Source organism: Staphylococcus piscifermentans, assembly GCF_900186985.1.
Taxonomy (GTDB): Bacteria; Bacillota; Bacilli; order Staphylococcales; family Staphylococcaceae; genus Staphylococcus; species Staphylococcus piscifermentans.
This window is the reverse complement of record NZ_LT906447.1, coordinates 968,227-990,755: the sequence shown is the minus strand read 5'-3', so window position 1 is coordinate 990,755 and position 22,529 is coordinate 968,227. Positions and strand designations below refer to the sequence as shown.

General features: G+C 35.5%; 22 protein-coding genes and 1 pseudogene. 3 read left to right on the top strand and 20 right to left on the bottom strand.

Annotated features, from left to right (window positions below; all coding sequences use genetic code 11):
• Positions 1-37 precede the first annotated feature (37 nt).
• The 4 genes from CKV71_RS04375 to CKV71_RS04360 all read right to left on the bottom strand — a co-directional run bounded on the left by CKV71_RS04375 (position 38) and on the right by CKV71_RS04360 (position 3,883).
• Positions 38-1,657, bottom strand: a complete 1,620-nt coding sequence (locus CKV71_RS04375; protein WP_095104218.1) for a CTP synthase — start codon at positions 1,655-1,657, stop codon at positions 38-40.
• 244 nt (positions 1,658-1,901) lie between these two features.
• The gene (gene rpoE, locus CKV71_RS04370; RefSeq protein WP_095104214.1) at positions 1,902-2,456 is read right to left on the bottom strand and encodes a DNA-directed RNA polymerase subunit delta; all 555 of its coding nucleotides are present in this window, start codon (positions 2,454-2,456) and stop codon (positions 1,902-1,904) included.
• A gap of 128 nt (positions 2,457-2,584) precedes the next feature.
• Entirely contained in the window at positions 2,585-3,445 is an 861-nt protein-coding gene (locus CKV71_RS04365; RefSeq protein ID WP_095104211.1) for a GNAT family N-acetyltransferase, read from the bottom strand.
• Positions 3,446-3,517: 72 nt separating this feature from the next.
• Positions 3,518-3,883 (bottom strand): VOC family protein, encoded by a 366-nt coding sequence (locus tag CKV71_RS04360; RefSeq protein WP_186824453.1) that lies wholly within the window; start codon positions 3,881-3,883, stop codon positions 3,518-3,520.
• A gap of 88 nt (positions 3,884-3,971) precedes the next feature.
• On the opposite strand from CKV71_RS04360, the gene coaW reads away from it, so the two are divergent.
• Entirely contained in the window at positions 3,972-4,778 is an 807-nt protein-coding gene (gene coaW / locus CKV71_RS04355; protein WP_095104201.1) for a type II pantothenate kinase, read from the top strand.
• A gap of 124 nt (positions 4,779-4,902) precedes the next feature.
• Here coaW and CKV71_RS04350 read toward each other — a convergent pair whose 3' ends face one another.
• The 3 genes and pseudogenes from CKV71_RS04350 to CKV71_RS12650 form a co-directional block, all read right to left on the bottom strand.
• Positions 4,903-5,568 carry a DUF2750 domain-containing protein gene (locus tag CKV71_RS04350; RefSeq protein WP_095104196.1) on the bottom strand — a complete coding sequence of 222 codons (666 nt, stop codon included), beginning with the start codon at positions 5,566-5,568 and terminating at the stop codon, positions 4,903-4,905.
• 132 nt (positions 5,569-5,700) lie between these two features.
• The gene (ldmS, locus tag CKV71_RS12655) at positions 5,701-6,867 is read right to left on the bottom strand and encodes an L-aspartate--L-methionine ligase LdmS (protein WP_231917564.1); all 1,167 of its coding nucleotides are present in this window, start codon (positions 6,865-6,867) and stop codon (positions 5,701-5,703) included.
• 60 nt (positions 6,868-6,927) lie between these two features.
• A pseudogene (locus CKV71_RS12650) lies at positions 6,928-8,085 on the bottom strand (M20 family metallopeptidase); the annotation flags it as partial.
• A 284-nt stretch (positions 8,086-8,369) separates the two neighbouring features.
• Here CKV71_RS12650 and CKV71_RS04340 point away from each other — a divergent pair.
• Positions 8,370-8,834 (top strand): S-ribosylhomocysteine lyase, encoded by a 465-nt coding sequence (locus CKV71_RS04340; protein ID WP_095104187.1) that lies wholly within the window; start codon positions 8,370-8,372, stop codon positions 8,832-8,834.
• Positions 8,835-8,968: 134 nt separating this feature from the next.
• Here CKV71_RS04340 and CKV71_RS04335 read toward each other — a convergent pair whose 3' ends face one another.
• From CKV71_RS04335 to deoC, 3 genes are all read right to left on the bottom strand, one after another.
• Positions 8,969-9,487 carry a hypothetical protein gene (locus CKV71_RS04335; RefSeq protein WP_095104182.1) on the bottom strand — a complete coding sequence of 173 codons (519 nt, stop codon included), beginning with the start codon at positions 9,485-9,487 and terminating at the stop codon, positions 8,969-8,971.
• A gap of 643 nt (positions 9,488-10,130) precedes the next feature.
• The gene (locus CKV71_RS04330; RefSeq protein ID WP_095104181.1) at positions 10,131-11,384 is read right to left on the bottom strand and encodes an aminoacyltransferase; all 1,254 of its coding nucleotides are present in this window, start codon (positions 11,382-11,384) and stop codon (positions 10,131-10,133) included.
• Between the two features lie 175 nt (positions 11,385-11,559).
• Complete coding sequence (gene deoC, locus CKV71_RS04325) at positions 11,560-12,222, bottom strand: deoxyribose-phosphate aldolase (protein WP_095104180.1); 663 nt, start codon at positions 12,220-12,222, stop codon at positions 11,560-11,562.
• A gap of 225 nt (positions 12,223-12,447) precedes the next feature.
• On the opposite strand from deoC, the gene deoD reads away from it, so the two are divergent.
• Positions 12,448-13,155, top strand: coding sequence for a purine-nucleoside phosphorylase (deoD, locus tag CKV71_RS04320; protein WP_095104179.1), 708 nt, complete (start codon positions 12,448-12,450; stop codon positions 13,153-13,155).
• A gap of 63 nt (positions 13,156-13,218) precedes the next feature.
• On the opposite strand, the gene CKV71_RS04315 is transcribed toward deoD, so the two are convergent.
• From CKV71_RS04315 to CKV71_RS04270, 10 genes are all read right to left on the bottom strand, one after another.
• Positions 13,219-13,896, bottom strand: a complete 678-nt coding sequence (locus CKV71_RS04315; protein WP_095104177.1) for a M15 family metallopeptidase — start codon at positions 13,894-13,896, stop codon at positions 13,219-13,221.
• A gap of 169 nt (positions 13,897-14,065) precedes the next feature.
• Positions 14,066-14,512, bottom strand: coding sequence for a Dps family protein (locus tag CKV71_RS04310; protein WP_015900890.1), 447 nt, complete (start codon positions 14,510-14,512; stop codon positions 14,066-14,068).
• Between the two features lie 336 nt (positions 14,513-14,848).
• A complete protein-coding gene (locus CKV71_RS04305) occupies positions 14,849-15,250 on the bottom strand; it encodes a thiol-disulfide oxidoreductase DCC family protein (RefSeq protein ID WP_095104176.1) in 402 nt (133 codons plus the stop codon).
• A gap of 119 nt (positions 15,251-15,369) precedes the next feature.
• Positions 15,370-16,746, bottom strand: a complete 1,377-nt coding sequence (locus CKV71_RS04300; RefSeq protein ID WP_095104175.1) for an EVE domain-containing protein — start codon at positions 16,744-16,746, stop codon at positions 15,370-15,372.
• A gap of 129 nt (positions 16,747-16,875) precedes the next feature.
• The gene (locus CKV71_RS04295; RefSeq protein ID WP_095104174.1) at positions 16,876-17,106 is read right to left on the bottom strand and encodes a hypothetical protein; all 231 of its coding nucleotides are present in this window, start codon (positions 17,104-17,106) and stop codon (positions 16,876-16,878) included.
• Between the two features lie 29 nt (positions 17,107-17,135).
• Positions 17,136-18,074 (bottom strand): mannose-6-phosphate isomerase, class I, encoded by a 939-nt coding sequence (gene manA, locus CKV71_RS04290; RefSeq protein WP_095104173.1) that lies wholly within the window; start codon positions 18,072-18,074, stop codon positions 17,136-17,138.
• Between the two features lie 555 nt (positions 18,075-18,629).
• The gene (locus CKV71_RS04285) at positions 18,630-19,322 is read right to left on the bottom strand and encodes a LutC/YkgG family protein (RefSeq protein WP_095104171.1); all 693 of its coding nucleotides are present in this window, start codon (positions 19,320-19,322) and stop codon (positions 18,630-18,632) included.
• The gene (locus CKV71_RS04280; RefSeq protein WP_095104170.1) at positions 19,322-20,758 is read right to left on the bottom strand and encodes a LutB/LldF family L-lactate oxidation iron-sulfur protein; all 1,437 of its coding nucleotides are present in this window, start codon (positions 20,756-20,758) and stop codon (positions 19,322-19,324) included. Before CKV71_RS04280 ends, CKV71_RS04285 begins: the two co-directional genes overlap by 1 nt.
• A gap of 1 nt (position 20,759) precedes the next feature.
• A complete protein-coding gene (locus CKV71_RS04275) occupies positions 20,760-21,494 on the bottom strand; it encodes a (Fe-S)-binding protein (RefSeq protein ID WP_095104169.1) in 735 nt (244 codons plus the stop codon).
• Positions 21,495-21,756: 262 nt separating this feature from the next.
• Positions 21,757-22,464, bottom strand: coding sequence for a FadR/GntR family transcriptional regulator (locus CKV71_RS04270; protein ID WP_095104168.1), 708 nt, complete (start codon positions 22,462-22,464; stop codon positions 21,757-21,759).
• Between the last annotated feature and the right edge of the window lie 65 nt (positions 22,465-22,529).

Here is a 22,529-nt window from a genome sequence, read left to right as displayed (position 1 = left end):
CATCTCCCATAATCAACGGAGATGCGTTTTATATTACTTATTTAGTTTCTTTAGCTTCTCTGTATTTGTTAGCCGCTTCAATAAATGCTTTGAAGATAGGTTGAGGACGATTAGGACGTGATAAGAACTCTGGGTGGAATTGACATGCAAAGAAGAAATCATTTTGCGGTAATTCTACCATTTCAATACGGCGGCCATCTGGACTTACACCTGAGAATACAAGTCCATTCTCTTCCATCTGTTCACGATAGTTGTTATTAAACTCATAACGATGACGATGTCTTTCTTCTATTTCTTTTTTACCATAAATGTCGTACGCCAAAGTACCTTCTTTGACTTCACTTGGATATAGACCCAATCTTAAAGTGCCTCCCAAATCTTCAATATCTTTCTGTTCAGGAAGTAAATCAATCACTGGATAAGGAGTATCGGGATCAAGTTCAGCTGAATGTGCACCTTCTAAGCCAAGTACGTTACGTGCAAATTCTACTGTCGCTAATTGCATACCTAAGCAGATGCCGAAGTATGGTACGTTGTTTTCGCGTGCATAACGGATGGCTGAAATTTTACCTTCACTTGCACGGAAACCGAAGCCGCCTGGTACTAAAATTCCGTCCACGTCTTTCAAGTAGTCTGCAGCATTGTCATCTGTTAATTCGCTTGAGTCGATCCATTTAACGTTGATATCTTTGTGAAGCGGATAGCCAGCGTGTTTCAATGCTTCCACTACTGATAAATAAGCATCTTGAAGGCTCACATATTTACCGACTAAACCAATTGTGATTTCACCATCTAGGTTATTTACGATATCTAATAAATGTTTCCAGTCATCTAATTGTGTAGCATATTTCGCATTTAAATCTAAACGTTTAATTACTAAGTCATCCATATGTTGTTTGCTTAATTGTAATGGAATTTCATATAAAGATTCTGCATCGCGGCATTCGATAACGTTTTGTTCTGGGATATCGCAGAATAATGCAATTTTATCTTTTAAATCTTGTGTCATTTCATATTCTGTTCTGACTACGATTAAATCAGGTTGAATACCTAAGCCGCGCAATTCTTTAACACTGTGTTGCGTAGGTTTTGTTTTCATTTCACCTGCTGCTTTGATGTAAGGTAATAAAGTACAGTGGATATACATTACATTTTCTCGACCTAAGTCACTGCGGATTTGGCGGATGGCTTCGATAAATGGTAATGATTCGATATCACCTGTTGTGCCGCCGATTTCTGTAATAACAACGTCCGCATTCGTACTTTCGCCTGCTAATAATAAACGTTCTTTGATTTCATTTGTAATATGTGGAATAACTTGTACAGTACCACCTAAGTAGTCGCCGCGACGTTCTTTTTTCAAAACGTGAGAATAGACTTTACCGGCAGTGACGTTTGAATATTTATTTAAGTTAATATCTATAAAACGTTCATAGTGGCCTAAATCTAAATCTGTTTCTGCTCCATCATCTGTTACAAACACTTCCCCATGTTGGTAAGGACTCATTGTACCTGGATCCACATTCAAATATGGATCGAATTTTTGAATTGTGACAGAAAGGCCTCTATCTTTTAATAGTCTTCCTAAAGATGCTGCAGTAATCCCTTTACCTAATGAGGAAACAACCCCACCAGTTACAAAAATGAACTTAGTCATGTTTTATATCCTCCTACTATTAATTACAAATTAATTTACTTATACATATCATGTCTTTACTTCTTTTTATCTTAAGACAATATCGCTATGAGATATTTCTGTCTTAACTGCGAAGTTACTTGTTATAAAAATAAAAAAACGCTCCCTCTCACATCACATGTAAAGGGGGAGCGTATGATTTATACACGTTGTCCTAATTAAAGGAGCCCGAATAAAATTCTATCATTTTCCCGAGAAAAGTCAATTAAATTTTATCATCATCTGGATCGTCATTGAAGTCTGATTCTTCTTCAAACAACTCTTCAGCTTCATCCATTTCATCTTTATCTTCTTCAATAACGATATCTGAATCATTAATTTCTTCCTCGTCTTGAGGGTCATCTAAATCTTCTTCATCTTCGTCTGAATCTGTAGGTTCTGCTTGTTCCTCTTCTTCTTCGTCTTCATCTTCACCAAGAAGTTTAAGGTTTTTATCTTCTTCATCATCTTCATCTAAAATATCGAATTTTTGGATAGTTGGGGCAATTTTTTCTTCAATATCGTCTACTGAGTACCAGTCACGCAATCCCCAGTTATTTTCTCCGACATTAAGGAAGCGGCCATCAGTGTTCAAGTCAGTATAGAATTGAACGATACGGTTTTCTAAATGTTCATTATCTTCGTAGTGGCCTAAAGATTTGAACTCATCAATAATATCGTACAAATTCATTGTAGTGCCTTTTTCTTCCAATAATGTGTGGGCCATATCGATAAATGATTTTTCGTCTACCATTTCTTTAGTGTAGTCTTGGATTTTCATTATTTTATAACTTCCTTTCAAAGGCTTTCTTTATCAGGTTATTCACAAATTTTCTTAATATCCATGTTAACAAAATTAAATTATAAATGACAATATCGCTTTTCGCAATGCCATTGTCTTACTTTCTCTTAATAGACAATGTATTTTTCGTATTTCACATAGTCGTCTGTCTGCAAGGTTTCCACGAAATTACTATTCTTGCATAAAGGCTTTAATTCATTATGTTCCCCAAATAATACGATATCTAATGCATTAATCGTAGGATAATTTTTTCTGACATAGGTTGCGAGTTGACGTAACGCACTTTCAGCAATACCTTGATTGCGATGAGTTTCGTAAACTTCAATTCCTCGTATATGCATGCGTTGATTAGTAGCTTGCAATGCAATAAAGCCCACTTTATTTCCATCGAGCATTAAATCTACGGTATCTATTTCTTTGTCAGGCTGCTCTTTTGGCGCTGTAAGCTTTAAAGAAGAAACATAATTAGAGTCTAAGTCTAAATAATAAAGTCGTTCTTTGCCAATCGGGCCCTCTTCTTTGGTCGCTGCATGCATAAAGCCTGCACGTTCATAGACATTCCAGGCGGCTTGGTTTTCAGCATCTACAACTAAATAGAGATGATTGAAATCGCTATAGAGTGACTGCACATAATCTGGAAGGTTCATCATTATCTTAGTGCCATATCCATTCCCTTGAAACTTTTCATTAATCGATAAGGACCGGATGTAAACGACATGGTCTGGTGTATCGTAGCCCTCATGTTGGTAAAATTGATGCAGTACAAAGAAACCGACGACTTCTTTATCTTTATTAATCGCAATATTAGCAATGCGATTTTCATCTCCCAATGCATCTTCTAATACTTGGATAGGCAGTGATGAATAAATTTGTTGTCGCTCTGACAGCTCAAACTCTAAAATATTATGATAATACTTTTGTTCGTATGGCTTGATAGTAATATCGTCATATTGTTTGCTGTGTTTCATTTAATTATCCCCTAGTCATTTCGTTTAGTCTTCGGCATTTGTTAATCTGTTTGTGTTGAAAGTACCCTATTTTCATTTTAAGAAACAGTTCATCAGCCAGTTAATACCAAATTGATCTTTAACTTGACCGTGCATCGAATTGAAGAATGTTTTAGCAAGTGGCATATGCGGATTCCCATTTTCACTTAAAGCATCATACACACGTTGCTCTTCTTCTAAATTATCAAAAGTCAGAATTAAATTTACGTTATCATTACTGAATGGTTTTCCATAGCTACTCGACAGATGTATAACAGTGCTTTCATTAATTTGAACTTCAGCATGCAAAATTTTATCTTTTTGCTGATTGAGTATAATTATTTTTCCGCCAAATATTGAGTTATAAAAATCCGCAGCTTTTTTAACATCATTTACGATAATATAAGGACTTAATTGCATTATTTCTCCTCCTTAACTTTGTTTTTTCTTTTCCTTTTGATTATACTATTAATGATTATGAGTTATACATATTTACGAGGTGAAATCTATGAAAATCGGTATCGATGCTGGCGGAACTTTAATTAAAATTGTAGAAATCAATGATGGTGAACGTACATTCCGCACTGAACTTTCTTCTAATCTAGATAAAGTGATAGCATGGTTGAATAGCCAACCGTGTAAAAACGTTACTTTAACAGGTGGTAAGGCAAAATTAATTCAAAGTCAATTAAACTTTCCTGCCAAAGAATTTGTAGAATTCGATGCATCTTCTAAAGGATTAGAAGTACTTTTAGAGGAACAAGGCCATCATCTAGACAATTATATTTTTGCGAATGTCGGAACAGGAACATCACTTCACTTTTCAGATGGTAAATCACAAAAACGTGTAGGCGGAATTGGTGCCGGTGGTGGTATGATTCAAGGGCTGGGCTATTTATTGTCAGGCCTTTCAAACTATACAGAACTTACTGATACCGCTCAAAAAGGAGATCGAGAATTTATCGATTTGAAAGTAAAACATATTTATAAAAATAGTGAGCCCCCTATTCCGGGCGATTTAACTGCAGCCAACTTCGGCCATGTCTTGCATAATTTGGATAAAGAATTATCTGCAGCAGACAAACTTGCTTCAGTTATGGGAGTAGTTGGCGAAGTAGTAACTACTATGGCTATTACACTGGCCAGAGAATTCAATACAGAAAATGTCGTTTATATTGGTTCTTCCTTTAATAATAATCCGCTTCTTCGCAAAGTTGTCGAAGATTATACCGTACTTCGAGGTTTCAAACCTTTTTATATTGAACACGGAGCTTTCTCAGGGGCATTAGGCAGTATTTATCTTGGTGCTGAGTAGGGAGCAGAACAGAAATAATATTAGTTCAAATTATTTCGTCGTTCTGCCCCGGCAAGGCTAGCTACTGCCAGTTCAAAAAAATGGAGGATTGGGCAAAATTATGTCCAATCCCCCTTCTTTATTATTAATACGATAATTCATTCTTTAAAGTTTGTGCAGAAACGATTGTTCCTACTACACCAGGCTTGAGATTAATGCCTACACCTTCATCGTTGTCACGTAATTTTTCAAGCCAATCACTGAAAACTTCTCCTTCAACTTCTTGAACTTCACATTCCTCGAAATCTTCATCACGAACTTTTTCAGCGGATTTAAAATCACTCCATACCGGCATCATGTTAGGTTTGCTTTCCCCATTTTCACTAATGATAATAAATTGTTTACTCCCTTTATCAGTCAAACCGAATACTTCATCAGTGCGTGCTGTGATACGTGAGAATTCTACAGTACGAATGCGATCCAGCTCACTCATGAGTGCTTTTGTGAAATCATAAATATCAATGAAATGTCCTTGAACTGTGTCAGTGACATTGACTAAAACTTCATCACCTTTATCAAACAAATCATCCATCTCACATGTTACGAAGCGATCAATATCTCTGGAAATGATTTTATCGTAACTCTGGTGGTTGTCTTTGAAATAAGCTTCTGCTATTTCTTTCTCTGTCCAAAAGCATGGATAATACTTGTTATCTACTTCTTTTCTTACTATTTTCTTATCTTTGACTGCAATATAATAAGTTTCATTCACAAGTAAATCCTTAAAAAATGATTCTTGTTTATAATCCATTACAAACCCACTTTCTCTTATGTCGTTTATCATTTCAAATATATGATAACATCGTATATCAGTCAATGGAATATTACTACATACATGAAAGTGGAGCTGAGATACTTTTATCTCAACTCCACTAAATATTATTTATTCAAGTTCTTTCAAGAAAGCACGTTCGTTTTGTTCTACTTCCTCGCGAGTACTACCATGCCAAATACAAGCGAAGCGGGAATTCACTTTATCTTTACCATACCAATCTCCATCGTAGTAGGATAAAGGGTAGATTTTACCTTGACGTACATATTTCATAATCGTTCTGAAAAACTTAGTATTGTCGCCATTTGCAAAGTAGCTGTAGAATTTATGGTTCGCACCGGATAACTCATCATCTAACAGCAGCATACTTGTCGATCCGTTTTGACGGAAATTCAAATCAATGGCATAAACGTCTCCATATTTGTCATAGAGCAAATCAAAGCCACCGACGCCATAGAATCCTTTTTCCACACCGATTTCCATAATTTCACGACCTGCTTCAATGACTGCTTGTGGTACTTCTTCCACAGGTACACTTTGGTTACCGTTATAGAAACCATATTTATTAGTAAGCTGTTCTGTCGTACCGAGATATTTTAATCCGAGCTGCTCTGAATATGCAAATTGCACGCAATAATTGGCGATTGCCTCGATTTTTTGTTCAATTATGATAGTATCTGTTTCTTCCACTGCTTTATTAATACGTTGAATAGCTTGATCTAAATCTTCTTGGTTGTAGCAAATCATAACACCATAACCACCTGCAGTCGGTAAATCATCACCCGGTTTCAAGACAAAAGGAAAATCCCAATCTCGCACGGCAGCTTCAAATTCTTCTACTTCGACAATTTGGCGTTTCGGCAAGTATTTGCCATTCGTCCATTCTGGAATACGTGCTTTATTGTTCAAAGCCACAAAGACATCTTTATTGAGTGCGTAATCTTCTTTGCTGACTAAATCTTCACTATGCACATATTGGAAATAAATTTTCTTATTTTCCTCTTTAGTTAAAGATTGAAGCAAATGTTCATAACTTGCTTGGTTATGGAATTTGTAGACATTCTTCGGTACTTCTTTGCCGACTTCGTCAAATAATTGTTTCAATTTATTCGACACGCTGGCCTCGTGCACAATCACCGGCATCTTATTTGCAATCAGCAATTCACGGCCAGTTAAGAAGTTGGACTGATGTTCATCAGGTTCTAACCAAGGATTGGATACATAAGAAGGTCTTGACGTATAGACAATATCGTCTTCGTATAAATCACTTAAAGTCACTTTTGGTTGTTCAGAGTGTTTACGGAATTCCCTTAAAGAAGCTTGTTTGACTTTACGAACATGCTGTTCTTTAATTTCGCGTAATAACTCATTATTAGAAATTAAATCTAAAGCCATCCGTGTCAAAATAGTAGCACCTTTGATTAATGCACTATCACCTTGTTCGCTTGCTGCCGCTTCTTTGAATTTATAAGTGTGACCTACTAAATTGCTTGGTCCAATTTTAATATGAGCGTGCAATGTCGGCACTACATGGCTGACATTACCTGTATCTGTCGAACCATAACCGAAATCATCTTCACTAACTTCTTCGCCATATTGTTTGGCATAATGGGCAAATAACTCATCTAAAGTCGGTGTTAAGATAAACTCGTTTACGCCATTTTGTATAGGTTTGCATTCATAGTCGCAACCTGTTTGTATTGCTGCACCTTGTGCAATTTGACCTACTCTTTTCGTTAAAAAATCTAAATCTTTGCGTGTTCTTGAACGTGTATAGAAACGCGCATGTGTGAAATCCGGAATAATGTTGGCTGCCTCGCCTCCATTTAAAATCACACCATGGACACGCTCTCCTTTTTTAATTTGCTGTCTGAGTTGTGCGATCCCATTAAAAAAGCTGATCATCGCATCTAAAGCATTAATCGCTTCATTTGCATTTTCAGAGGCATGCGCACTGCGTCCATAAAATTTAATATCTAAAACATCCACTGCTAAAGTATGGATGGTTTTATAAGTTTCATTACCTGGATGCAACATTAAAGCTACGTCTAATTGATCAATGACTCCACCTTTAACATAACTTGCTTTCGCACTGCCGTTTTCTCCGCCTTCTTCTGCTGGACAGCCGAGAACGACAACTTTGCCGCCCACCTCATCAATGACTTCTTTTAAAGCAATACCGGCCAGAACGCTTGTGGTACCAATGATATTATGGCCGCATGCGTGTCCGAGACCAGGAAGTGCGTCGTATTCAGCAAGGAAGCCGATTGTGGGACCTGGTTTATTGCTATGGTATTCCGCGATAAATCCTGTTTGGTGTCCTGCAATATCTTGCTCAATTTCAAATCCGTATTTTGTGAGTTCTTGCATCAATAATCCAGAGGCAAACACTTCTTGGTTTCCGAGTTCTGGACGTTCATGTATTCTATGACTAATTTCAATAAATTCTGACTCTTTATTTTTAATAAATTGTTCTACTTGTGTTTCAACTGACATTCCACATGCTCCCTTTATTCAAAAGTTATAATCTGATGATGGACGAAAGGCTTTGGGAACTCTCGTTTATCGTTTTCATCCTCATGACTATATCTTTATCAGTAAAATCGATTACTAAACATTTTAATGGTTTTTGAACGCTTTGTCATTACTTTTTCGAAAATTTAATAAACTTATCCCGAGTATTCCTATCAACTTTTACCCTAAAATGAAGACTTTCAAATTGTAAAACCCATCTTTGCTTGTTACAATTGACTCAAAGAAACTAGAGGAGGATTTAGGTTATGCCAAAAATGAACGTTGAAAGTTTCAATTTAGACCACACAAAAGTTGTTGCTCCGTTTGTACGTTTAGCCGGAACAGTTGAAGGAGCGAATGGTGATGTGATTAAGAAATATGACATTCGCTTCAAACAACCAAATAAAGAACACATGAAAATGCCAGGTTTGCATTCATTAGAACACTTAATGGCTGAAAATATCAGAAATCATACAGATAAAGTAGTGGATTTAAGTCCAATGGGTTGCCAAACTGGATTTTATGTTTCTTTCATTAACCATGATGACTATGAAGATGTGTTGAATATTATCGAAGCTACTTTAAATGATGTTCTTGCAGCAGACGAAGTACCGGCATGCAACGAAGTTCAATGTGGTTGGGCAGCAAGTCACTCACTAGAAGGCGCGAAAGAAATTGCTCAAGAGTTCTTAGATAAAAGAGATCAATGGGATAAAATTTTTAGTGAATAATGTTTAATTTAATATTAAGTAAAAGAAAGAACGGGAGCAATAATCAAGAAGCTGCTACCCATTCACGAAGAGGCTGAGACACTTTTTATGTCCCAGCCTCTTCATTTTGTTGTCATCTCATTTAACAACTTATATTATTGTTGCATCCCGTTTTGTTCCTCACGTAACGCAAGTTCTTTATATTTCTTAATGATAATCGGGTGAATGAAAATAGAAATAATAAATATTGGATAAAGTAAGAAAGCTAAGAAGAATTTAACGACGACATTAATCGCTATAGAGAAAAAAGTTCTTTTGACATAAGTCATATTATCTTCTCTTACTCTGTTACCTTCTATTTTAAAAACTCTATCTTGCTTATTTGCCGTATGTGTATTTTTCACGACATTACCGAAGTCGCGTCTGAAAATCATGCTCTTCATAAATATATAACGTACAAAACCATTTTGACTGGTATAGAGCATGTAATCACTTAACCAAGCATATGTGTAACTGCCAAGTAAGAATGTTAAAATCGTCCAGATCCATTTAAATGCGCTTGCATTATCGTTCACTAAAGTAATAAACATTACTACATGAACGGCTACATAAGGCGTGTAGTAAAAGGCTAATGGCATCTTTGGGGTATCAAAGTATTGCTTTAATAAATTCATGAAATCCTCCATTCGGATAACAACTTATTAAAGATACACTATTTCTGACTTTGCTATAGTTGTATGGAATGTAATGAAGGGAGAGATAGAATGAATGTCATTCTGCTCTCACTCCTTTAGCGATACCCCAATCGTTCTATTTATTTATTGAAGATCATTAACGCTATATAAGCAGCAATTTTCTCTCTATTTGAGCTAACTTGTATGTTTCATGACACTATAATATAAGAAAGTGCACTTTACATCAATTGCTATTCTTTGATTTTGTTTTAAGAATATTTTATCATATTTTCAGTTAAATTAAAGAGTTTTACGAAATAAAGTTGTGTTAAATTTTAGAAACACCTTATGTCCTTGCTTCACTGTTTTGGGTGTTGGGAATATTTTGGGCAGTATTTTAGATTTATTGGACATGTTGCATCGAATCTTGGCCAATATATCTATTTATTGGACACGTTCACCGCCATCTTGGCCAATATATCCGTTTATTGGACACGTTCACCGCCATCTTGGCCGATATATTCCATTCAGCTCGGCTAAATTATACTCTAATAATTCACCACTCCAAACACAAAGAAGATAGAACATTCTTGTATGTTCTACCTCCTATTTTGTGGTGCTCCTCATATATCTTACATTTATTTTAGTGCTTTCTTGATTTTTCAGTGAATTGATATAGTTTGTATAGAAGCGGATGAATAGGTTTAATAAAATCTCCGATATACTCTTCTACATGTGCATTGAAGCCCTCTTTAAATTTCTGAACGCCAAAGTCTTCTGCATCATCTGTAAAATCGCCAGTGATACCGTAGAAATTATAACGATCAATATTTTTCTTTTTAGCAAATTTAATCATTTCCCATTGTAGTCTGTAGGCACCCATGAAACGATTATATTTAGGATTAGATCCGCTTGAAAGGTAATAAACTTCATGTTCATTGTACAAGTATAATGCGGAAGCGAGATTTAAAACATCCCCTTCTGATTGCATTAATTCTTTTGTTTCATTAATTTTACGTGTATTACTATCGACTTGTTGTTTTAATTGATTGATTTTACTCTTAGTCTTTTTAGAATTTGGACTTTCTTGTAATTTTGCATTTAATTTATTTAACTCGAGTACTAATTCAGTATGCTTTTCATTTAATGCTTTCAAATAAGTATATAAATCTACATAGGCTATTTTTAAAAAGGCACGATTACCATAAGTTTTTTGCATTTGTTTAAAATAATCTAATTCGCGGAATTTGAAACCGTGTTTTTCTTCAGCCATTCTGAAAAGTTCAAAGAAAGTTGGAGTCTCGTCAATAGAAAGTGTTCTGACTTGTACACCCATTTCGTAAGTCTTTTTAATATTACGACGTGTTTGGTAGTCCATTTCATTCAGCAATTGTGTTTCAGACTTATCTTTCAAATCTAATACGGATAACCAACGTATTTGACTCATTTGCGAATAACCGATTGAATAGCCTTGATGGATATAACCGAGTTTAGCTAATTCTTTAATAAAGCGTTGATTATCATAACTTTCGATAATTTCTCCATCAGTTTCTCTTAAACTTGCAAGTAAATAAGGATCTACTAGAACATAAATACATCGTTGTTTCTTTAAATAACGTGTTAAAGATGCGAAGAAATATTTTACTAATCTCAGATTGCTGTAATCCATTACAGGCCCTCTGTGAGTATAGAAATACTTGAAAAACCTTAAACATCTGGCTTCAGATAAAAGACAGGCTGCTATCACTTTGCCGTCATCATCTTTGACTCCGACTAAATGTACGTCTTGTTGGTGTACATTTCTATATTGGTAATGTCTGGCAGACTGTGTATAATGTGAAAAATTTTCTTGAGTAAATTGTGCGAATTCGTCTTCTGTTAAAGTTGTGAAAAACATGTTGTAGCTCCTTTGTTGTTATGACACTGTTTTAAGATTACCATTACTTTACAACGCACACAACATAATAGCCGATAATTTATTAATCATATTTTATTATAAAAAAACAAGAGCTGGAACAAATTAATGTCCCAACCCCTGCATCTTAAACTAGCGATATATATCTAAATGTTAATTAATAATCTGAATCAGATTCTAGTCCTTGAATAATTTGTATTCCTGCACTTGCGCCTACACGCGTTGCACCGGCATCTAACATAGCTTTGAAATCATCTAAATTGCGTACGCCACCAGAAGCTTTAACTTCTAAATCATCCCCTACTGTTTCTTTCATCAATTTCACATCTTCAACAGTAGCACCGCCGCCTGCGAAACCAGTAGACGTTTTAACAAAGTCTGCTCCAGCTGCTTTACTGATTTCTGAAGCTTTGACTTTCTCCTCATCTGTTAATAGTACTGTTTCAATAATAACTTTAACTGTATGATCACCAGCAGCTTTAACTACCGCTTCAATATCTGCTTGCACCTCATCATAGCGTTGATCTTTTAAAGCACCGATATTAATTACCATGTCTAATTCATCTGCACCATTTTTCACAGCATCTTCCGCTTCAAATGCTTTGGTTGCAGTAGTATTCGCGCCTAAAGGGAAACCAATGACAGTACATACCATCACATCAGTATCTTTTAATGATTCAGCTGCATGTTTAACGTAAGTGGGATTGATACAAACTGATTTAAACTCATATTGCTTGGCTTCTTCAATCAACTTATCAATTTGTTCAAGTGTTGTATCTGGTTTTAATAACGTATGATCAATATATTTTGCATAATCCATGGATAGGTTCCTCCAATTTTTAATCTGTTTATTTCAATTCATTTTATCGTCTTGCAATCTATTTTACCAAATATTTCAGCCTACTAAAATATAACAAATTATTCTGACAGAAATTTACAATATTTTTCCAGTTAATCGCATTTAAACGTTGATATGCTCGCAAATTAAGCCTCGTCGTGTTATCTTTAAATTAAATATTCTATTTAATGAAGGAGCGAAAGATTTATGACACAAGGTACACCTCATATTCAACCAAATGGTGCTAAAATAGCAAAAACTGTATTAATGCCAGGTGATCCACTGCGTGCAAAATACATTGCTGATAACTATTTAGAAGATGTTGTGCAATTTAACGAAGTACGTAACATGTTCGGCTATACTGGAACTTACAAAGGAAAAGAAGTTTCCGTTATGGGTTCAGGTATGGGAATTCCTAGTATTGGAATTTATTCATATGAACTCTACAACACATTTGATGTAGATACTATTATTCGCGTAGGTTCTTGCGGTGCTTTGCAAGAAGATGTGAACTTATATGATATTATTATCGCTCAAGGTGCTTCTACAAATTCAAGTTACGTGGATCAATATAATATTCCTGGACATTTTGCTCCGCTCGGTGATTTTGATTTAATGGTTAAGGCTAAGAAAGCTGCTGATGATTTAGGCGCTACCACTCATGTCGGCAACGTTCTATCTTCCGACACCTTCTATAATGCAGACCCTACTTTCAATGACCAATGGCATCGTATGGGTATTTTAGGAATCGAAATGGAATCAGCTGGCCTTTATTTAAATGCGACTTATGCAGGCAAAAAAGCGTTAGGTATCTTTACTGTCAGTGATCACATTTTACGTGATGAAGCAACTACTGCTGAAGAACGTCAAAATTCTTTCACTCAAATGATGGAAATTGCATTAGAAATTGCCTAAGATATAGTAGACAAGGGGCTGTGACAAATTAATGTCACGGCCCCTGATTTCTATCTTACATACTTATTTTTTATAGCCATAATCTAAATACTCTTCTAAAGTTAATTTTTGTGCGTGTATCTTTTTCGCATCCTTTTTACCGACATATCTAAAATGCCAAGGTTCATATTGATAACCCGTTATTTTTTCTTTTCCTTTAGGATATCTTAATATAAATCCATACTTGTAGGCATTGTCAGCTAACCATTTCCCTTCACGTGTTTGACCAAATGCTTCTTTAAAGTCTGCATTAGAAGGATTTGTACCGACGTCGAAAGCTAAACCAGTTTGATGTTCAGACGTGCCAGGTGCAGCACTATATTTATCCGCTGCTGCTTTACCATCACGTTGTACATAGCTGTTATAGAGTTGCGTTTGTTCAGCATAGGATCTGAATCCACTTCTATATAAAATATTCAGTCCATGTTTTCTGCCATCTTCTATCATTTTATTTAATTGTGTTCTAGCAACTGCGTCCTCGCCTTTATTATAAGACTTAGAAATAGGAACTTTCTTATTAACTAAGATTAAATTATCAATCTTAGTTACACCATTTTCTTTTTTAATTTGATGTTTTTGTTTACTGATTTGTTCTGTATGTATAGCACTTTCTTTTTTAGACGTTTTTTCTCCTTCACTCTTTTCTCCGCACGCAGTTAAAGTTACGGTTGCTGCAAGAATTACTCCAAGATATTTTTTCATTTGATTATCCCACCTATATTTTTAAAAAATTAGTTGACTTAAACTTATTATACTAAACATAGTATGATAATCAATTCTAGTTATAGAACTTTAAATTTATGTACAAAAAAACTCCTGCTTAGAAAACAGGAGTTTTGTATATGCCCATTTATAAATCGCTTATGAACGATTATTTGCCTAGGAATGATTGGAACATCCAGTTATGTTTGTCAACTGATGTTTGTAATGCGATTAACATATCTTGAGATACGTCGTCTTCAGCATCGCCAGCTACTTCAATTGCTTTTTCTAATTGATCAGAAATATTACTGAAGTCTTTAGAAATTGCATTGACCATATCTTCTGCTGAGCCTTCTGATTCAGCTTCATCAACGATAGCTACATCTAAGCTTTTTTTCATAGTGGCAATTGGTGCGCCTCCAATAGCTAAAATACGTTCAGCTAATTCGTCAATTGTTTCACTTGCTTCGTTGTATAATTCTTCAAATTTAACGTGTAGAGAGAAGAAATGAGGTCCTTTTACGAACCAGTGGAAGTTATGAATTTTAGTATATAATACTGTCCAGTTTGCTACTTGTTCATTTAACACATCTACTACATCTTGTTTGTTTGCCATAAAAATAATCGCTCCTTTAAGTTGTTGTTGCTTTCTCTTTGTAATAACTATTATATAATAATCATTACAATCTGTAAAGGCTATTTCGTTCTTAGATTAAAATAATTCTAAATAAGCATCCGCTAATTCTTGTTCTTTCCCACGATTATAATATACCCTGTTTTTTATAGCTTATTCAATTAAACTTAGCTAGAATAGTGCGCTCGGATTGAATAGTTTTTTCGTTAGATTCAATCGTTAAATATGATTAATATTATTGTACTTCAATTGCTATTCTCAATTAATTCTCAAAAAGAAAACCTTTCAAAAGCGTACTTTTACCTTAATAGAACAACCTTAATTATGATTTTGATCCTCATCTATAAAGAAAGCTTTCTCATAATCATTAGGTTGTTGCCACTCTGCGTGCCACATTTTATCGCGATTATTTGCAAATAAATCATAGCCGAAGTTACGTAGTGGTTTCGGTACTAAAGTTAATAAGATTCCCATCCACTTATCTTGAGTTAAGGACATCAGTAATTTTGCAATCGCAGTGGATTTAAAGTACAAATGCTCTCCTTCTTGCAAAACAACTGTGTTCATATCTAATATTCCTGGGTGTTTGCGTTCTAATTCTTGACCAGCGGGTCCTTTCAATGTCGCAAATTGATAACTTGGTGATAAACCATGTCTGATTAGCCAAATTGCGTAGTTATAACAATAAACACAATTCGCATCATAATAAATAATCGGCATCTTCTATCTCTCCTTTATTTCTTTCTTACTTTTAGTATATGTAATGCATACCCGTCAGGGCAATTTTTCAACACAATAAAAAAGATTGACCGGATACTATTTCCAGTCAATCTCATTGATTAATCATGATTTACTTTTACAATACGTGCATATTTTAAGAATTGCTCAGAATATTTTTCTTTAATCTCTGCTATATTATCATAAGTGACACCTATAATATGCCAGTTCGGATTGAAGTGATAGAATGAATCTTTTTTTCGAGACCATTTAATCATTGAACCATCACGATTATAACGTGGCAAGGTCACTTCATAACCTTCTAATACATTGATATAAGTTTGGAATATATCCGGATCAATACGATTGAAGTTGTCAATTACCAAGTAACTGCGGTCTGTTTTCGGCATCAATTCGGTGATAAATCCTTCTCTGAAATACAAGGCGCCCGCTTCATTCGGTAAATATTTGCCATAAAGCATATCTTCAGTAAAGTCAGGATGACCGCTTGTAATTACAGGATGCGCATTGGTTTTCTGCAATAAATTATCTGCAGCTTTTAACCCTTCTGCTCGATTCCGATTACTAATTACTAGCAAAATAAAAGGCTTCAGCTCTTCATCTTTTTTATCAATCACAGAATCTTTTTCTACCGTCTCAAACTGAGATTTCACGCCGTTATGTTCGCTCATTTCTAAAATAGCTTCAAATTGAGCTTGCGACATACTGGCAATGGCTTGCTTGGCATTTTCTTGAAGATAATATAAATTTTTCAAACGAGGATGCTTATTTAAAGTCGACAAACTGACTGGATTAATATCTTCATTATATTTCACTTCTATTGCTGTACTATTTGTTCGGCCAGGTATAGGAGGTAATTCCCTTAAGTGCTGTGTGACTTCGCCTAAACCGACTACTGAATAGTCTTGCTGACGACTGTAAAAGACAATTTTATCGCCGATTTCTAATTGCGTGTAATAATGATAGCCATTTCGCTTAATGCCGTTATAAGTATGCGTAAATAGCGTATAAGTTTCTCCTGGCTCAAATTCTTTATTCTCTGCTAAAAAGAAATAGCGTGGAATTTGCGTATCACCTTTACCTAGTTGTTCAATCAGTTTAAATTCTTCTGGAGTAATTTGATTAAATAACGTTTCCTTCATATTATTAATTCGGAATTCTAAAGCCTCACTGCGCTTTAAATATTCAGTAGTAAGAGGTTTTAAGGCTTCTGTCAAACGGAACTGCACACGAATTTTATGTTGTGCTCCAGTTTGTACACTAATGATTTCACCGCTGCCTAATAGACCTGCATCTGTTTGGACTTGATAAAAAATTACTTTGTCGCCTGCTTTGGCTTTTTTAAAAGCACGGAAACCTTGTGTAGGGTTGAATTGAGCGCCAGATTCAAATAAAGTAGTTTGCCCTACAAGCGGTTCATTATGATTCCAGCGATTGTAACCGCAATTCAGCCAGAAATAATTTGTTTCTTCAGTCATATTGATTCTGCTCCTTTAAAAAATTCTTTAAGTGCAATAATTTTGATTCAGGCTGATTTTCCTTTTATCTATTGCAAATTGCTATTTTAAACAGTTATACCAAATGATATACCATGTTACAACCGTTCATTACTTTGGCATCATAAATATAGCTAACAGTGGCATTAAGTTAATTAATACACCGCCGAGTGTTAACATGCCGCTGGTTTTCTTATCAGCAATTGTAATCAACGCACAAATCATTCCCAATATCGCAAAGGCTGCTGGAATCATTAAATTAGGATACTTAGGAAAATTCAAGAAAATACCTGCGCCTGATAATATCCCACATATCAAAGCTAAATATAAAAACTTACGCATTTGTCATACCTCATTTTCTTTAACATCGATTACACATAAGTGATCATTAGCGTAAAGTCACCTTTAAAGATATTGTCTAAGTCTTCAGAAGTTAGAATAAAGCTCTTACCTTTTTCTATTTCATAAATATCTCCATCAGTTACCAATGTGCCTTCTCCATCTAAGATAGTAACCAAGCAAAATTCTCTAGGTTTCATATAATTTAACGTTCCTGTAATTTCCCATTTTACAACCGTGAAACTGTCATTTGAAATATATTGCGTGCGCTTATGATTTTCAATAATTTCAGTTTCTGGTATCACATTAGGACTCTCTTCTCTTACTTCAACGACATCTTTTGCTTTTTCAATATGCATTTCACGTTGGTTGCCTGACTCATCAGTGCGATCGTAATCATAAATACGGTATGTCACATCCGATGATTGCGTTACTTCATAAACTGTGATTCCTTTTCCGATTGCATGCACAATCCCGTTTGGCACAAAGAAGAAATCTCCTGCTTTGACAGGAATATGTTTAAATAAGCCATGCGGTGCTTCTTCATCTAATGCTTCTATAAACTCCTCTTTCGAATCCGTGTTCAAACCATAGATAATCTCTGCGTTTTCTTCCGCTTCGATAATATACCAGCATTCTTTTTTTCCGTAATCCCCATTCTCATGCTCATAAGCATAGTTTGTATCGGGGTGTACTTGTACAGATAATGGTTCTTGAGCATCAATCATCTTAACCATTAAAGGAAATTGTGCACTTGGAAACTCTCCAAAAAGTTCTTTATGCGCTTTCCAAACACTGCTTAATGTTTCTCCGGCATAAATTCCGTTGGTAATAATACTGTCACCATGTTGATGTGCAGAAATTGCCCAAACTTCCCCAACATCGTTTTCTGGCAAATGATAACCATATTTAGTCAAATGGTTGCTCCCCCAGATCCTTTCTTTAAAAATCGGTTCCAAAAACAACGGCATGGAATATGTCCACCTCCATAAGTATCAATTAAATCATTTATTTTATGTAAACATTATTTATAAAATAGTCGTAATTAACCAGAACATGTTTTATCAAACGTGTTGCTTATGTACATGTTATCCTAAATATTATAACAATATTTTGTTATTGAGGATAGTAAAGGTACAATATTTACGTTTTTATTACGTAATTCTAATGAAAATTTTTTACATTTTCATTTTTGAATCTCATTTGTATTTTTTTGAGTAGTAAGCAAAAAAAATGTCGTATTTTTTCTACAAAAAAAGAAGGATTAGTGCTTGTACAAAGTGGACTGTACCCCTTATAATAAGAGTATGTTAATAAAAACTTAACATGTGTTACATATAAGGTAATGAATATGATTAATGTCTATGAATAATGTAGTTATTCATATTGTTAAAAAATTTGCGCAAAGACCTGAACTACGGAAAAAGTTCAGGTCTTTTAAATTTGTTATCAATTTATAAATAAAAACTCTCACTATCATTTACTTTAAAAAAGCTAATGATAGCAAGAGAGATTAATTTTTTTGATTAAATATCTTCAATAACAATATATGCAGCTTTAACAGGGCCATGGACACCTACTACCAGATTCATTTCAATATCTGCTGAGTTAGAAGGTCCGGTAATAAAGTTAACACAAGATGGAAAACGTGAGTACGTTTGATTTTTATCATATAATCCTTCAGCTGCTTGCGTAAATCTAGGAACAATAGTAGATTTAGGAATCAACGCAACATAAGTCTCCGGCATCAAACTGACCGCACGACCGCGCCCTTTACCAGAATACAGCACAATTGTTCCGCTCTCGCTTAAACAATAATCACTGAACGTAACACCGACTTGTGCACTTTCTGCAGCTTTCTTACTTGCCTCAGGTTGAGTTTCATCCCATATGGTAGTTTCGAAATCATTGAACGCTACTTGGTATTGTTCAAAACGTGGATCATCAAAGCGAATAACTGGACTGCCGCCGAATTGTAGTATGACTTCTTTCAATATATCGTTTAATTGATGTGTAGTAGTTTTATAAAATGCTGTATGAATGTTTGCACATTCTTTTTCTAAATGGTCGACTAATTGATCTTGCGATAAGTCAGTCAAAGTCTTAGCTTGAGGCTCAACAGACCATTCAGGTTTTACTACCTTTTCAGGTAATGGACGTTCTAATGCGTTTTGAATATTCGCCATGAATTTATTAAGATTGGTTACTTGGCCAGTCATCAATGATTACCTTCCTTCTGTTTTAAATGTGCTTTCATCCAATGATTGAATCGTTCTTTTTCAGGTGTCGGAAAATCACGAGATTGTGTCCAAGCATGTAAAGGTTTCGGACCTTTTTCTACCCAGCCTTCTTTATTCTCGAATGGTTTCAAAGCAGGACCCGCCATTTTAATACTATATTGGAAAAGATGCGGTTTTGTTGTACCAATTCCAAATCCTTTCATGACAAGTCTTTCACCTAATGCAGAGCGTTTTAATTCCTCTGCTTCAACTTGACGATGTTTCAAGAGTAAATCGTGAAGCGGTATCTTAACTGGACATGCTTCTGAGCAGGCTGCACAAAGTGAAGAAGCATAAGGTAATTGTCCATATTCTTCATAGCCGCCTAATAATGGCGATAGTACAGCTCCCACTGGTCCAGGATAAATAGAACCGTAACTATGGCCTCCAGAATGTCTGTAAACTGGACAGACGTTCATACAAGCTCCACAGCGAATACATTGCAGAATTGATTGGAAGGCAGTACCTAAGATGCTTGATCGTCCATTATCTACTACTACAAGATGAAATTCTTCTGGTCCATCAATTTCTCCTGCACCACGAGGTCCTGTTAAAGTAGTCACATAACTAGGTAATTTTTGTCCTACAGCACTTCTTGAAAGCATGCCTACTAAGACTTCCATCTCTTTAAAAGAAGGTACAATACGTTCCATGCCCATTACAGTAATTTGTGTTTGAGGAACAGTGGTAGTCATACGTGCATTCCCTTCATTGGTTACTAAGCAGAAACTGCCGCTATCCGCGACTGCAAAGTTGCATCCTGTAATCCCTACTTCAGCTGCCAAGAATTTTTCACGCATAATCTTACGTACAAAACGCGCCATCTCTGTTGGATCATCACTGCCTTCGTATCCTTCTTTAGCTTTCAATACACGTTGAATTTGAGTACGATTTTTATGCAAAGCAGGTGCGACAATATGTGAAGGCGGATCCGCTTCATCAATTTGCAAGAGATATTCACCTAAGTCTGTTTCTACCACTTCTGCACCTGTGGCTTCTAGTACATGGTTCATATTAATTTCTTCTGTCACCATCGACTTAGATTTCACTATTTTAGTCGCATTCTTTTCTTTAATAACATTTGCAATATACTCAGATGCTTCTTCTTTTGTTTCAGCAAAATATACATTTCCGCCTAATTTTGCGACATTGCCTGCAAGTTGTTGCAGATAATAATCCAGATTTTCTAAAGTATGTTGACGAATTTCCGCTGATAATTGTCTCCACTCTTCCCAGTTGCCAAGTTCTTCTTGAGCTTTTAACTTTTTAGTTCTCAAACCATCTTGTGCACTGCTTACAGCACCACGCATGAACGTGTTCTGCTTCTCTACTTTAAATGCCTCTTTAAAAGTTTTATCACCGATTCTCATACCCATCTTAACGCACCGCCCCTTCTAGTTGATGATTAAGGACTTCTGCGATATGCAATACTTTAACTTTGCTATTGATACGTTTCAGGCGTCCTTCAATATTCATTAAACAACTTGCATCAGCGCCAATTAAATAATCTGCACCTGTTGCTTCTACGCAATGCGCTTTTTCATCCACCATTTCACTGGAAACATCTGACATTTTAACGGCAAATGTACCACCGAAACCGCAACAATTATAATATTTCGGTAACTCTACTAATTCCAAGCCTTGCACGTTGCTCAATAATTCTTGAGGTTCGTTCACGACACCTAATACACGAGTAATGTGGCATGATGGATGAACTGTTGCTTTACCTTCTAAAGTTGCTCCGACATCATGCACTCCCAAGACATTAACGATAAATTGCGTAAGTTCATACGATTTATCCGCTAAGTCAATGGCCGCTTGGTGCATTACTGGATCATCTTCAAATAAGCTTGGATAGTGTTTAAACATTGTTATACAAGAGCCGGACGGGGCAACCACATATTCCGAATCTTTAAATGCCTTAATCATTTGTTTCGCCGATTGTCTCGCATCTTCAAAATAACCAGAGTTATAAGCAGGCTGACCACAACATATTTGCGCGGCTGGATAGTCTACTTCACAACCCAATCTTTCAAGCAATTCAACCGTCGCAATACCTATACGTGTGTGAAATGCTTCAACTAAACAAGTTGAGAATAAACTGACTTTCATTCTTTACACCCTTTCACGATATGCTGCCCTTTATTTTTTCGCATATCTTATCCCTATGAGATTTTCAATTTTATTTTTAATCTAGAAAAGTCACCCTAACATCGTCCCCACAATATTTCCGTACTTCAATAAATTAAAAACGAAATAGAATACTCACTTATTATAGCGCTAATCAAACAGCTAGTCATCAGATGTTTAAACTTTATCTGAGTTTATGTTATAAAAAACACCCAGCATTGAACTGGGTGCGTACGATTAACAATTATTGTATTGGACTTTTATTAATATTTTGCAAGATAGTTTGTTGCACTTCTTCTAAATGTGCACTCATATAGGCTTCTGCCGCTTCAGCATCTTTGTTGGTAAGCGCATGATATATTTTTAAATGTTCATCATACAAACGTTTCAAGGTTTTCTGCTTATTAAATAAATAAACTTTCCTTGTTTCTCTCATTGTTTCTTGAATGACATCCGAAATATTGTTCATCAAATCAAACAGCATCGAATTCTGTGCTGCCTTTGCGATAGCTAAATGAAATTTTAAATCAGCCGCTTCACCTGAAGTCCCATCTGTAACTGCACGTTCCATCATTTTCAAAGCTGCTTCCATTTCTGCTAAATCATCGGTTGTACTATGTGTTGCCGCTTTTTTCACCGTAGCTAACTCTACAATCGCTCTTAATTCCAGCAACTCCTCTACTTGTCGATGCGTTAACGATGTTTCTTCTAAATTAAAAAAGACAGGTTCTTGCTTGGTCACAAATGTACCGTAACCTTGTTTAATTTCAATGACACCTATTGTGCGTAAAGCGTTGAATGCTTCTCTGACCGAAGCCACACTGACACCGTATTCTTTCGAAAGCGCTTGTATGGAAGGCAATTTATCGCCGACCGCGTATTCTCCAGATTTAATTTGTTCTAATATAATGTCGGCAATTTTTTCATATATCTTTGTCTTTGAAATTTTCATGATTTACCCCCACGGTTTTAATACCTTTATTATAACAAATCTTAGGTATTACATACCGTATTCGT